At 38.7% G+C, this 13,845-nt stretch carries 13 protein-coding genes and 1 other annotated feature; all 13 genes read right to left on the bottom strand.

The features are described from left to right. Window positions 1-2: 2 nt before the first annotated feature. The 13 genes from ruvB to G7061_RS05780 all read right to left on the bottom strand — a co-directional run bounded on the left by ruvB (window position 3) and on the right by G7061_RS05780 (window position 13,806). Window positions 3-1,016 carry a Holliday junction branch migration DNA helicase RuvB gene (ruvB, locus tag G7061_RS05840; protein ID WP_166119646.1) on the bottom strand — a complete coding sequence of 338 codons (1,014 nt, stop codon included), beginning with the start codon at window positions 1,014-1,016 and terminating at the stop codon, window positions 3-5. A gap of 2 nt (window positions 1,017-1,018) precedes the next feature. Continuing rightward, entirely contained in the window at window positions 1,019-1,606 is a 588-nt protein-coding gene (gene ruvA / locus G7061_RS05835) for a Holliday junction branch migration protein RuvA (protein WP_159641335.1), read from the bottom strand. A 99-nt stretch (window positions 1,607-1,705) separates the two neighbouring features. Continuing rightward, window positions 1,706-2,989, bottom strand: a complete 1,284-nt coding sequence (obgE, locus tag G7061_RS05830; RefSeq protein WP_159636339.1) for a GTPase ObgE — start codon at window positions 2,987-2,989, stop codon at window positions 1,706-1,708. A 54-nt stretch (window positions 2,990-3,043) separates the two neighbouring features. Continuing rightward, window positions 3,044-3,328, bottom strand: a complete 285-nt coding sequence (rpmA, locus tag G7061_RS05825) for a 50S ribosomal protein L27 (protein ID WP_159636341.1) — start codon at window positions 3,326-3,328, stop codon at window positions 3,044-3,046. Beyond that, window positions 3,325-3,645: a ribosomal-processing cysteine protease Prp gene (locus tag G7061_RS05820; RefSeq protein WP_159636343.1), complete on the bottom strand. Its 321-nt coding sequence runs from the start codon at window positions 3,643-3,645 to the stop codon at window positions 3,325-3,327. Before G7061_RS05820 ends, rpmA begins: the two co-directional genes overlap by 4 nt. A 3-nt stretch (window positions 3,646-3,648) precedes the next feature. Next, window positions 3,649-3,963 (bottom strand): 50S ribosomal protein L21, encoded by a 315-nt coding sequence (gene rplU, locus G7061_RS05815; RefSeq protein ID WP_159636345.1) that lies wholly within the window; start codon window positions 3,961-3,963, stop codon window positions 3,649-3,651. 15 nt (window positions 3,964-3,978) lie between these two features. Next, window positions 3,979-4,050, bottom strand: a sequence feature (ribosomal protein L21 leader region). 154 nt (window positions 4,051-4,204) lie between these two features. Further along, entirely contained in the window at window positions 4,205-5,431 is a 1,227-nt protein-coding gene (locus G7061_RS05810; protein WP_166119643.1) for an ABC transporter permease, read from the bottom strand. Next, the gene (locus G7061_RS05805; RefSeq protein ID WP_159646117.1) at window positions 5,428-6,333 is read right to left on the bottom strand and encodes an ABC transporter ATP-binding protein; all 906 of its coding nucleotides are present in this window, start codon (window positions 6,331-6,333) and stop codon (window positions 5,428-5,430) included. Before G7061_RS05805 ends, G7061_RS05810 begins: the two co-directional genes overlap by 4 nt. Window positions 6,334-6,439: 106 nt before the next feature. Further along, window positions 6,440-7,882: a cell wall metabolism sensor histidine kinase WalK gene (locus tag G7061_RS05800; RefSeq protein WP_159636873.1), complete on the bottom strand. Its 1,443-nt coding sequence runs from the start codon at window positions 7,880-7,882 to the stop codon at window positions 6,440-6,442. Between the two features lie 4 nt (window positions 7,883-7,886). Continuing rightward, on the bottom strand, window positions 7,887-8,555 hold the full coding sequence (locus G7061_RS05795) for a response regulator transcription factor (protein WP_159636351.1): 669 nt from the start codon (window positions 8,553-8,555) through the stop codon (window positions 7,887-7,889). Between the two features lie 45 nt (window positions 8,556-8,600). After that, a complete protein-coding gene (gene dnaE / locus G7061_RS05790) occupies window positions 8,601-11,639 on the bottom strand; it encodes a DNA polymerase III subunit alpha (RefSeq protein WP_166119640.1) in 3,039 nt (1,012 codons plus the stop codon). 64 nt (window positions 11,640-11,703) lie between these two features. After that, a complete protein-coding gene (gene galE / locus G7061_RS05785; protein ID WP_166082700.1) occupies window positions 11,704-12,717 on the bottom strand; it encodes a UDP-glucose 4-epimerase GalE in 1,014 nt (337 codons plus the stop codon). Window positions 12,718-12,732: 15 nt separating this feature from the next. Then, a complete protein-coding gene (locus G7061_RS05780) occupies window positions 12,733-13,806 on the bottom strand; it encodes a phosphotransferase enzyme family protein (protein WP_159641353.1) in 1,074 nt (357 codons plus the stop codon). Window positions 13,807-13,845: the final 39 nt, after the last annotated feature.

The raw sequence follows: 13,845 nt of genomic DNA, 5'->3' as shown, positions 1-13,845 counted from the left end.
CGTTACTCCTGTTCAAAAAGGCTAGTTTGTGTCGTGATTTTTAAATGCTCATAAGCTTTGGGTGTCGCGACACGGCCTCGTGGTGTTCGATTAATAAATCCAAGTTGTAATAAATAAGGTTCATAAACGTCCTCTAGTGTCATTGTTTCTTCTGAGATTGATGCGGCCAGTGCCTCAATTCCAACAGGGCCACCATCAAACCGTTCAATAATCCCTCTTAGATAGCGTAAATCAACATCATCAAGACCCAAACTATCTACTTTGAGTTTATCAAGAGCATGTTGTGTAATTTCTAAATCGATAAGATTATCATTTAGAACTTGGGCAAAGTCACGAACACGACGGAATAAGCGGTTTGCAATCCGTGGTGTTCCACGGGAACGTTTGGCTACTTCAGAGACTGCTAGACCTTTAATTTCTGTTTCCATAACACGACCTGTTCGTGTCACGATATCCTCAAGTTCTTCTTGCGAATAGTATTCCAATTTTGAGATAATACCAAATCGATCCCGTAGTGGACTCGATAGGTCTCCTGCACGCGTCGTGGCACCCACAAGTGTAAACGGTGGTAAATCAATTTGAATACTTCGGGTTGATGAATCCTTTCCAACGACAAGGTCTATGGAGAAATCTTCCATTGCAGAATAGAGCACTTCCTCTACAACTTTAGGTAGACGGTGAATTTCATCAATAAAGAGGACATCTCCTGGGTCTAAACTTGATAATATTGCTGCAAGATCGCCACTTCGTTCAATACTTGGTCCGCTCGCAACTTTAATGCCTGTCTTCATCTCATGAGCAATGATATAAGCCAATGTGGTTTTTCCAAGACCTGGAGGTCCATAAAAAAGCAAATGGTCAATTGTTTCATTTCGATTGCGTGCTGCTTCAATAAAAATTCTAAGATTTTCTTTTAGAGCATGTTGTCCGATGTATTCTTCCAAGGAATGTGGACGTAACGCTTCTTCGAAGTCTTGGTTAGTTTCTATCGGTTCTCCCGAAACAACTCGTGTCATCCCTATCCTCGCCTTCTAGCATTCATTAACTGTAATCCGTACTTAATGAGTGCATTTACATCTTGTTGCTCATACAACGTGAGTTCGTTTTTAATGGAGCCAACTTCAGCACGCTTGAAACCTAATGTCATGAGCGCATCCATCGCTTCTTCAATGTTTGTTGATGTTTTTTCTGTTTTTGGTGCATCCTTACCTGTAGAAACAAATTTACCTTTAAGATCTAGTAATATTTGTGATGCCATCTTTGGTCCTACACCTGGCAGGGTTTTTAAAAACTTTAAATCTTCTTGATCGACCGCAAGAATAAGATCTTGAGGCGATACTTTCGATAAGATAGCCAGACCAGTTTTAGGTCCAACCCCTTTAACGCTAATGAGTTGTGTAAACACAGCAAGATCTTGTCTACTCTCAAAGCCAAAAAGAATGATTGCATCCTCACGTACATGTTGGTACGTATGAACAATCATTTGTGTATCTAGTGCGACTGTTTCTGGTCTACCATAATAGATGTAGTACCCAATTCCTTGATTATCAATAATTATTGCATCTTCGGTCCGATTTACGACCGTTCCTGATATATATGCGATCATTTTATCACCGTGTATATTTTACCATATTTAGCCTTCATTGAGTACTGATTACGATATGGAATTCTAATGAAAAAACCCCGAGTGTCTCGGGGTTTACTTTTAGTAGGCTTCGCCTTCTTCAAATATGAACTGTACATCGGATAGAATAATAACATCACCATCACGTGCACCAGCGTCACGAAGTGCTTGGTCAACACCTAAACGTTTCATGGACAGACCAAATTGAACTGCCGATTCTTCTGAATCAAAATCAAATTGACGGAACATACGGTCGATACTATCGCCGCTAACACGCCATTTTGTTTCATTAATACGCTCGATTTCAAAGCTTCTACGAGGTGCCTCATATTTATAGACAACCGCTTTACTTTGCTCAACAACGGCTTCTTCAACATGTTCATCAAGAATGTCTGCAACTCGATAAAGGAGTGATTCAATTCCATCACCAACCATTGTAATGAGTTCAAAGACTTCAACTTCTGGATATGCGGCTTTAAAACGTTCAAGATTATCAGAAGAAACCTCTAAGTCCATTTTATTCGCCACAACCACCATTGGTTTATTCATAAGCGTTGCATCATATTTTTCAAGTTCTTCATTGATGACTCGGTAATCCTCAACAGGATCACGCCCATCTTCAGCACCCATATCCACAACATGTACTAAAACACGTGTTCGCTCGATATGTTTCAAAAAAACATGACCCAAACCTTTTCCAAGATGGGCATCTTCAATCAATCCTGGCATATCAGCAACCGCAAAAGAACGGCCATCAGGACTGGAAGCAATACCTAAATTAGGAACGATTGTTGTAAAGTGGTAATCTGCAACTTCAGGTTTTGCACGTGTTATAACAGATAAGAGTGTTGATTTTCCAACAGAGGGAAAACCAATAATTCCGACATCTGCTAAGAGTTTTAATTCAATTGTAATTTCTAATTCTTCACCCAACTCGCCTTTTTCAGCATAATGAGGTGCAGGATTATTGGCAGTTGCGAAGCGGGTGTTTCCACGGCCACCACGTCCACCATGAGCGATAATCTCACGTTGTCCATGTTCCGTTAAATCCGCAATAACAACACCTTTTGCATCATCGTAAACGACTGTTCCTACTGGAACTTTTAAGATGACAGGTTCCGCAGCACGTCCATGCATTTTTTTATTCTTACCTGCTTGGCCATGTTTCCCTTTGATGACACGATTAAAACGAAGGTCTAATAATGTAGACTTATTGGAATCGGCAACAAATACAATATCTGCACCTTTTCCACCATCGCCACCGTATGGTCCGCCAAGAGGCACAAATGCCTCACGACGAAATGATGCCATACCATCGCCACCATCTCCTGCGATTACTTTTATATTAACGCGATCGACAAACATAATATCATCCTCTCAATTAAAAATCCCCGGTTTAGAGGGGATTTGGTTTAAAATTTAAGCAACTGGGTAAACTGAAACGCATTTACGGCCTTTGCCGATACGTTCAAATCTAACAACGCCTTCAACTTTAGCGAATAATGTATCATCGCCACCACGTCCAACGTTTGAACCTGGATGAATCTTAGTACCACGTTGACGGTAAAGAATTGTACCAGCAGTTACGGTTTGTCCATCAGCAGCCTTTGAACCAAGACGTTTTGAATGTGAATCACGACCGTTTTTTGTTGAACCTACTCCCTTTTTAGAAGCAAATAATTGGATATCTAATAAGAATTTCATGAAATAACCTCCTTTTCGTTGATTTCAATATATTCTGGGTGTGCAAATTCAATTGTTTTTAATTGAATCAACACAAACTCAAAGAGTTTTTGATTAAGATCAGATTGATTTAATATTTCAATTTTAACAAGTGGTTCTTGTGTCATAGTCAAGTCAACAGTGTTATCCAAAGTATCGAAACCATTAAGTGCACCAGTCATAATACTACTTACTCCAGCACACACCAAGTCAAAGCCCGGTTCACCGGAACCCGCATGGCCGCTCACTTCCATTGATTGGAACTGATTGTCCTTTGTTAAAATGGATACTTTAATCATTGATTATCCTGAGATAATGTCTTCGACAACTAAACGTGTGTATGGTTGACGGTGACCTTGTTTTTTACGAGTTGAACCTTTTTTGGATTTGTATTTGAAGACAATAATCTTCTTAGCTTTTCCTTGTTTTTCAACTTTAGCTGTAACTGAAGCACCTTTAACATAAGGAGCACCAACTTTTAATGTGCGGTTTTTAACAGCAACAACTGTTTCAAAAACAACTTCTTCCCCTTCTTGAACATCTAACTTTTCAACAAAGATAGTTTGTCCCTTCTCAACGAGGATTTGTTTTCCACCTGTTTCAATAATTGCGTACATAGTACACCTCCTTCAATTTGCCATAAGACTCGCCACCTAAGGTGGATTTCTCTCTTAAACCTTAGCTATGTGCGGTTGTACGCCTTTCGGACATGCAACTTACGCCTTTTTATGCCTTAACATTATAGCCTATGAATTATCATATGTCTAGTATTCATTGACTTTTTAAGCATTTTTTTCGTTTTCTTATAACAAGAACTATTTTAGCATATTTCATGTCGTAATTGTAGCTGATATTTCTCTAATCTCTAAATTTGCGTTGTTTGAGAATATCCGAGAATTTCATACGGTTTCCATAGTTTAACGATCCTTTACGATAGATATAAATGGAAAGATTCGCAATCGCCACCGTAACACCCAGCATTAGCACTAAAGATGCCACTAATTCATAGACTGGAACCGTCGTCATCATATAACGAATCGGTGTTGTAAAGAGTGACACAAACGGAACGTATGACGCAATTTTAATAACTGTGGCATCTGGCATTCCCATTGCAAACGATGCGAGTAGATAAGCAATCACAAATACAAAGGTAATTGGTGTAACTGCCGAAGAAACATCTTCGACTTTTGTTACGAGTGAGCCAAGCGATGCAAAGATAAATAGATATAAGAAATATCCTGAAATTGAGAAGATAGCATAAATGAGTGCAGCATCCCAGGTAATTGATGCTTGAATCATTGCAGTAATAAATTCTGGATAGTTCCCTTTATTAATCATATATCCCAAAGTCAATCCAAGAATCATGACAACAACCTGTAAGATTCCAATAAGTCCGACCGCAAGCACTTTCCCAAGAATCAACACTTTGGGTTTTGTACTTGTGATTAATAATTCCATCGTACGGCTATCTTTTTCACGCGCAACGGATGTCGCAACTGATTGACCGTATAAGAGAATCAACATATATAAAACGAATAATACTCCAAACGCTACAAATGTGCTTTGGGATGCATCTTTTCCAAGTATTTGGACATTATTGCTTAGTGTTACCGTAGACGCTTCGCGCACTTGGTTAGGATCGATACCCTTTTGAGTCAAGTTAGTATCGATGACATTTTGTGTCATGATTGCTTCAACAATTTGTTGATTTTGATTAAACATCGAGCTCTTCAACGTTAACATTGAGTAGCTTGTATCACTATTTATAATTATTCCATCTGTCACCGTTTCATCTTCAACCGCTTCTTTTAGAGCTGTTTCGGATGAATAAACGTGAATTTCCGGTAACGCTTTGAAGACTGGCGCATGAATTGACGTGTCGTCTACTACAACACCAAGTGTCTCATATGTCTTAGGTTCAGCCGTAGTGCTTGTATCATCACTTGAACCTTTATTGAGAAAAATACTCGGTACAAACGTCATTGCCACAAGAATCATCGTAATGATAAGCGTAGAGATAATTGTTGATCGTTTCTTTGCCATTTCTAAGAATTCAAATCGAAATACTGTGCTTAGATTTTTCATGCATTAGTTCCTCCCGCAACATCAACAAAAATATCGTGCAGACTTGGTGTATAGTCACTGAACAATGTAATCGCCATACCTTCTTTAATGGTAAATTCAAGAAGCTCTTGATGGGTCATTGCTTCTGGCAATGTTAGAATCATTGTTTTATGGTCATGCTCAACAGTAACGCCCTTTGTATTTAAGAGTTGTTCAAAAGCGTCATTCGGTGTATTCAAGGCAAGTTTCACTTTATTCATCCCGCGTTCTTGTTTTATTGCTTCTAGTGATCCTTTTAGAATAATCTGCCCAAAATTTATGATTGCTATGTCATCACAAAATGTTTCAACATATGACATCTGATGACTTGAGAATATAATAATGCGGTCATCTGAAATATATTCAGTAAGGGCATCTTGGAACACCTGTGAGTTGACGGGATCAAGCCCACTAAATGGTTCATCAAGAATCAGAATATCCGGTTCATTGAGAAATGCTTGTGTGATTTGAACCTTTTGTTGATTTCCTTTTGATAGGGTTTCAAGTTTACTGTTTAGATAAATGTCTACGCCAAATTTCTTGGACCAATATTCAATTGATTCTTGGGCATGTTGACGTGTTGCTCCTCGAAGCATCGCAAAATACAATAATTGATCTTTTACGAGTGTCTTTGAGTACATCCCGCGTTCTTCTGGTAAATACCCTATTTTATAATCACCAGGTTTAAATGGCTTATCATCCATCGTGATAGTTCCATCACTTGCTGCAAAAACATCCATTAAAATTCTTAATGAAGTTGTTTTCCCAGCTCCATTTCGGCCAAGATAGCCAAAAATTTGACCTGACTTGACTGTGAATGAAATATCTTTAAGTACATGTTTTTCCCCAAAGTACTTATTTACTTTATGAAAAGTTAGTTTCATTATTTCCCCTCGTTTCTTGTGGCACTATGTTAGTAATGTAACACACTCTATTAGAAATGCAAGGCTTTTATTAAAAAAGAGCCCCTTTTGATTCGGACTCTTGTTCTTATTTTTTTGATCGTGGTTGCTTCTTTTGTTTCTTTACATGGGCTTGGGGCATTGGAGACTGCGCTGGTTTTAGCGTATAGAAGAACGTTGAACCTTTTCCAACCTCAGATGTAACCCAATATTTAGAACCCGTCGCTTCACAAATTGCGCGTACAATTGATAAACCAAGACCTGAACTACCTCCGGTACGTTGATAGTTTTTATCAATCTTATAGTACCGATCCCAGACATGATTAATGACATCAGCATCAATTCCTGGACCATGATCGCTGACTGAAACGATGACTTCTCTTGGGTCAACATGGGCGTGAATTTCAATAATACGATCATCACCAACATATTTAGTTGCATTATTGATGTAATTGTAAAGCACCTGTCCCATTTTAATTTCATCCGCAATCACTTCCAATGTTGGATCCACATCAATCACAAAATCAATATCTAACCCTTGGAATAAATTGACACTTCCGAGAACTTGATCATAAAGCTTGAAGGTTGTTTCTTTTATATCGAATACTTGTGATTCATATTTAGATAGCGTGAGCATATCATTGACTAAACGCTCTAAGTGATTCACTTCATCCACGATAACACCCAGATGTTTTTCGCGCATTTCAGGATCGTCTCCCGAAATATCTTGAATCATCTCAGCATATGCTTTAATCATTGTTAGCGGCGTCTTAATATCATGGCTCACGTTCGCAACAAGATCACGGCGTAGTTCGTCTGTCTTGCGGAATTCATGCGTAGCAAAGTTTAATGTTTTGGAAAGTTCTTTTACTTCACTGTATTCATCTTCATTAAATTTAACACTGAGATCCCCATGCGCCAATTTACGCGCATTTTCAGTTATTTGAACGAGTGGTCGTGATAACCGTCGTGACAAGATAAACGTTACGATCGTAGCAAACGAGAAGACCATGAGTGCAACCAATCCAAATTGACGTTTAAGAACAAATATCGTCGAATCCAACAACTCGATGGGCGTATTTAGGAAGATGTAGAAATCATTATCTTGAATCTTTGCATTTTTACCGTAAAAGTACATACCTTGTTCAAAAATTTCACTATCGAAGCGAATTGAAAAGTCATGAGATTGTGAATTTTGAGTCATCTTCATATATTCTTGGACTGCATCTGAGGAGAGATTTGAGATATGACAGTTTGTCCCAACTGCATCCGCATTGATAATTCGTATTCCGCGTTCATTATAAACGACAGCACACATGTTTTCTTTCGCTAACATCTGCGTCATTGCTTTTTCGGAATTGTAGAAATCTTCACGCATTAAAAGGCGTTCAATTTCAAGAACGTTCTTCTGAATGGTCTGCGCACGGTTTCGTTCATAATAGGGTCCAATAAATGAAATTTGGAGCATCCACAAAAATAAAAGCATGAGTCCAGTTAGTACCAAAAAGTACAACCAGACTCGAAATGCCATATTTTTAGTTGATGACTTCAAATTTATAACCTGTTCCGCGTACTGTCACAATATAATCTCTGTAAGCACCGAGGTTCTGGCGCAACATTTTAATGTGGGTATCCACGGTACGATAATCACCATAATAATTATAATTCCATACTTTATCTAATAATACATCTCTAGATAAGGCTTGATCTTTGTGTTGAATGAGAAATACAAGTAAGTCGAATTCCTTAGGTGTAACATTGATACGTTCACCATCCACCGTCAAATTACGGCCCGTAATATCAACTTCAAGTCCGCCAAAAGTATAGACAGAGTGTTTCATTCCTTTTGATCGTTCTGCTACGGCTTTAATGCGTGCCATGAGCTCACGAGGTGAGAATGGTTTCGTTACATAGTCGTCAATTCCAAGTTCAAATCCGAGAAGTTTATCAAACTCTTCTTGGCGTGCTGAAAGCATAATAATTGGTACATCTTTGATTTTTTTAATTTCTCGGCATGCTGTAAACCCATCAAGATTAGGCATCATGATGTCCAGTACAACAACATCATAATCTTCTTCTTTTACTTTATCGATGGCTTCTTGACCATCGGATGCTTCATCCGCAATCAAACCAGATGCTTTTGCATATTCTTTTGCTACTTCGCGAATTTTGACTTCATCGTCAACAATTAAAAATTTAATCATCTGTATCACCTCTTAGTTGTAGTTATATCATACACGAAACGGGTACTAGTTTTCAAACGTAAACATATCTTGAACAATAATTGAATCTGTTTCTTTTACCTGGACTTTGATGAGAACAACCGCTCCAACTTCAAGTTGGTCTTTAATTTTTTCATAGACATTATTGAACACAACAACATCTTTATTATCCGTGTCATCACTAATTTGGAGGAACGCCATCATTTTGCCATTCTTTGCGCGATGCTGTTTGACTGCTTCAATCATTCCAATGACACGATAGTATTCATAACGTGGCTCGAGTTGAACTAGCGAATCCGTGCCATGTTTGACTTTTAAAGATTTCGTTGGATGGTCTGAAAAGTAGAAGCCTAATAAATCATGCTCATACGCTAAAGTCGCTCGAACATTCTCATTAACCTGCGTAAATATGGGTTCGCTAATTAGTGAAAAGTTGAGTTGTTTTCGACCGTCTTTTTCAACTTTAATAATATTGGCATAGCGAATGGCTTCTTCTAATGATGCGAGCATCGACTCACGATTAGCACCAAAGTAATCCATCGCACCCGCTTTAATCAACATCTCAAAATGACTCTTTTTAACCCCGACAAGATTTAAACGGCTCACCGCGTCATAAAATGATTTGTACGATCCATTCTCTGAACGTTCTGCTTCAATCTCTGCAGCAATTGTTGCACTGATTCCTTTAATGATAGTGAACGGCATGCGAATTTTAACACCATCTAATGTGTAAGCACTATGACTATGGTCTAAATTGACACTTAATAGACTCACATTGCGGCGACGACATTCGTCAATATATTGTCGAGTCTTGACATCGCTCCCTAAAACACTCGAGAGGAGTTCTGTATAAAAAAGATGTGGGTAGTTTGCTTTGAGATATGAGAGTTGATAGGCAATCAAACCATACGCAACAGAGTGTGATTTATTGAACCCATAATTTGCGAATTTTTCGATTAAATCATAAATTTCATTTGCAAGTTCGCGATCATGGCCTTCACGAAGACATCCGTTAATAAAATCTTCCCGAAGTGCATTGAGTTCAGCTGCATTTTTCTTACCCATCGCTTTTCGCAAGATATCCGCTTTTCCAAGTGTGAAACCTGCCATTATTTGCGCAACCTGCATAATTTGTTCTTGATAGATTAGAATTCCATAGGTAGATTCAGTAATTTCACGTAATTTCGGATGTAAATATTTGACGCTTGACGGGTCATTACGAGACGCCAGGTACAGTGGAATATTTTCCATCGGTCCTGGACGATATAACGCGATTGTGTCGACGATGTCCATAAACTTGCTTGGCTTTAGTTTTTTAAGCAATGCTTTCATTCCATCCGATTCTAATTGAAATACCCCGACAGTTTCGGCAACCGACAGTAGTTGGTAGGTTTTTGCATCGTCCATTGGAATTTTCATAATATTAAATGCGGTCGTTTCATTAATTTTACGTGCGATGTTGTCAATGATCGTTAGGTTTCTTAGTCCCAAAAAGTCTATTTTGATAAGTCCAATAGCTTCTAAGTATGTCATATCATACTGTGTTACATGCGTTTCATCATCAAACGCGAGCAGTGGCACAACATCGTCAAGTGGTTTGCGTGACATAACCACTCCAGCTGCATGTTGTGAAGCATGGCGCAGTAACCCCTCTACTTTTAAGGCAATTGTAAAAACACGCATAAGGTTTTTATCGCTATTAAGAAAGGTTCTAAATTTCGGAACGTTGTCATAATTTTCTTGAAGCGTACTTGCACTAATTAACTTTGCACCCGTATCTACAGTGCGAATTGGAATTTGTAACACTCGACCAACATCACGGAACGCTTGACGCGCTCGTAATGTCCCGAATGTCACAATGTTCGCAACATGGTTGTGACCATATTTTTCTTGGACATATTGAATTACAAGATGACGCTTGTCATCTGGAAAGTCGATATCAATATCCGGCATCGAGATTCTCTCGGGATTCAAGAATCGTTCGAAAAGCAAACCATATTCAATCGGATCAACTTCGGTAATTCCCAAGGCATAAGCTACCAAAGATCCGGCAGAACTCCCGCGACCCGGCCCAACATAAATGCCCTCTTTTTTTGCGTATCGGATGATATCGTAAACAATTAGAAAATAATCTGTGAAATTCATACCATTTATGATTGATAATTCGTACTCGAGACGATCTTCATAAACTTTGTTCACTGGTTGCTTAATACGACGACTTAAGCCAAAAGCAGCAAGTTTGGATAAGTATACATCGTTGCGAACCGATTGACCTGTCTCAAAATGGGGCAATGATGTTTTAATACTAAAAACATCAACGGTGCACATATCCGCTATTTTCAGTGTGTTTTCCAAACAGCGTGTATCATACATCGATGCCATCGCTTCTTGGGAATAGAAATTACGATGGGGCGACGAAACCAACGTCTTATCTTCTAAATACGTTCCTTTACCTATCGCTTGAACAACCCTAAAGGCTTCTTCATCACCTTCAAGTTCATAGTAAACTTTAGACATAGCAACCGGCTCAATATCGCTAAAAATGGCCATATCAATAAGCTGCGAGTTTGTTTTTCGGAAGAAATTCGATTCTTGGTGTGATATTCCAATGTATAGGTGAGAAAACATTTGCTTCAAAACATTAAGACGGTGCTGAACCTCATCTAAATTTTGATTTAATAATGCTTTTTCAAACGGACCACCTTCCGAATGTGCTATCACTATCAGCGATTTTTCATACGGCAATATTTCTTCGAATGTAAGTGCTGATTTTTGACTTAACACATGACTCAGATGCATCAAGCCAATATATCCGGAGTTATCTTTCGCAAGCAATGTCGTTGTAAACGTCTCTTCTTCATGTGAGAGCGTCACTTCCATCCCAAACAATGGCTTAACACCAGCTTTTTCGGCTACTTTTTGAAACTCCAAAGCACCAAAAAGGACATGCGAATCTGTCAGAGCAACAGCTTGCATGTTATTTTCTTTAGCATTTTTGACGATTGCTTCCACCGACATCAGCCCTGCCAGTAACGAATACGAACTCCGAACGTTTAAATGTATCATGGGTCACCTCATTGTCTTTATTATAGCGTATGTTCGAAAAGAAAAGAACGTATATACGTTCTTTTTATCCTTCATAACCATTCGGGTTGTTACTTTGCCAACGCCATGTATCTTCGCACATTGTATTAATGTCACGGGTTGCTTCCCAACCGAGTTCTACTTTTGCTTTATGAGCATCTGCATAGCATGTTGCAATGTCTCCAGGGCGTCTAGGTTCAATTGTATACGGCACTGCTTGACCTGATGCCCTTTCAAATGCCTTTACAACATCCAACACAGAATAGCCATTCCCAGTCCCTAAGTTATAGACAACATAGCCCTGACGGTCACGAATTGGCTTAAGTGCGGCTACATGACCTGTCGCTAAGTCAGCAACGTGGATATAATCACGAACACCCGTTCCATCTGGCGTATCATAATCATCACCAAAAACTGATAATTTTTCTCGCTTACCGACAGCAACCTGAGCAATGTAAGGAACCAAATTATTTGGAATTCCTGCAGGATCTTCACCAATAGTACCCGATGCATGGGCTCCAATTGGGTTAAAGTAACGTAAAATTACGACATTCCACTCTGGATCTGAATTTTGGAGGTCCTTAAGAATATCCTCTGTCATCAATTTAGTTGCACCGTATGGATTAGTCGTCGACAATTCAAAGTCTTCTAAGATTGGATTTGTTTTTGGCGATCCATATACTGTTGCTGATGAGCTGAAGATAATATTTTTGACATCATGGTCACGCATCACTTCGAGCAATGTCAAAGTACCCGAGATATTGTTTTTGTAATATTCAAGAGGTTTAGAAACCGATTCACCAACTGCCTTGAATGCAGCAAAATGAATTACAGCATCTACTTGTTCAGCATCAAACACAGCACTAAGGGCTGGTTTATCTGTGATATTCACTTTATACATTCTCGGTCTTTGACCTGTAATAGCCTCAATGCGATCTAAAACTATGGGACTCGCATTAGAATAGTCATCTACAATTACAACTTCATGTCCTTGTTCTATCAATTCTATTGTTGTGTGGCTTCCAATATATCCAGCACCACCTGTTACTAAAATTCTCATGTTTCTAACTGCTCCTTATCTGTATTTGTTGACAACAGCATGCATCGCATCCCATTGTGCTTCCATATCTTGAATCAGTTTCATTTGTGTTCGTGAGCGAACAAGATTGTGAGTATCGTAATCTGTTTTGAAATAATTATCGCCATCAATGTAATCCGTTAAGAAACGCATACCACATTCTAATGTCATCATTTTAGCACCGACTGCAAATTGATCCAACTCAACATCCGTAAATGATCCATTACCACCTTCGATGAACCCTTTCGTAAATGCTTCATAGTACTCAATACTAAAGTTTACTTTATTCAGATCTTGTTCATCTTCAAGAGCTGTACTGGCTCCAAAGCGAATGGCATCACCAAAGTCATCAACCGCAAACCCTGGCATGACGGTATCTAAATCCACAACACATAACGCTTGTTTTGTCACATTGTCTATCATGACGTTATTTAGTTTTGTGTCATTATGCGTGACTTTAAGGGGCATTTCTCCTTTTTCATGCAGATCCCATAGGATGTTCATGAAATCAGCTCGTTCTTTATAGAAATTAATATCTTCTTGAACTGCTGCAGCACGACTATGTGGGTCACGGGCAATCGTCTTTTCAAAAGTTACATAACGTGATGGTGTATGATGAAATTTCTCAATTGTATAGTGCAATGTTTCTACTGGAAATTCTGAGAGTTGATATTGAAATTTACCAAATGCAACGCCACTTTGATAGAAGACTTCTGGATCTTCAACCAAGTTAAAAGATGTAGCATTGGAGATATATTGGTAAGCCCTCCAATAGTTTCCTTCTAGATCTTGCGTGTATAATGCATCATCGTGAGTGCGGATAATTTCAAGAACTTCACGTTCGGCATTTCCGCCTTCCTCAGTGACAATTTTCTTGATATACTGCGTAACACGTTCGACATTTTCCATCAAACCAACTGGATTGGTAAAAATTTGATGATTGATGCGCTGAATAACATATTGATTCGTATCAAAATCGACAAGATACGTGTCATTAATGTGACCATCGCCAACTGGCTTATGGTTTTTATATTCCCCATTGAATTTAAACTCGTTTATTACAGTTAACATAATGCCTCCAATAATTTACTTATACTATATAGTATACAC

It is taken from the genome of Erysipelothrix sp. HDW6B (genome assembly GCF_011301115.1).
GTDB classification, from domain to species: Bacteria; Bacillota_I; Bacilli_A; order Erysipelotrichales; family Erysipelotrichaceae; genus Erysipelothrix; species Erysipelothrix anatis.
Note: the sequence above shows the minus strand (reverse complement) of the source record. Positions and strands in the feature narration are given on the sequence as shown.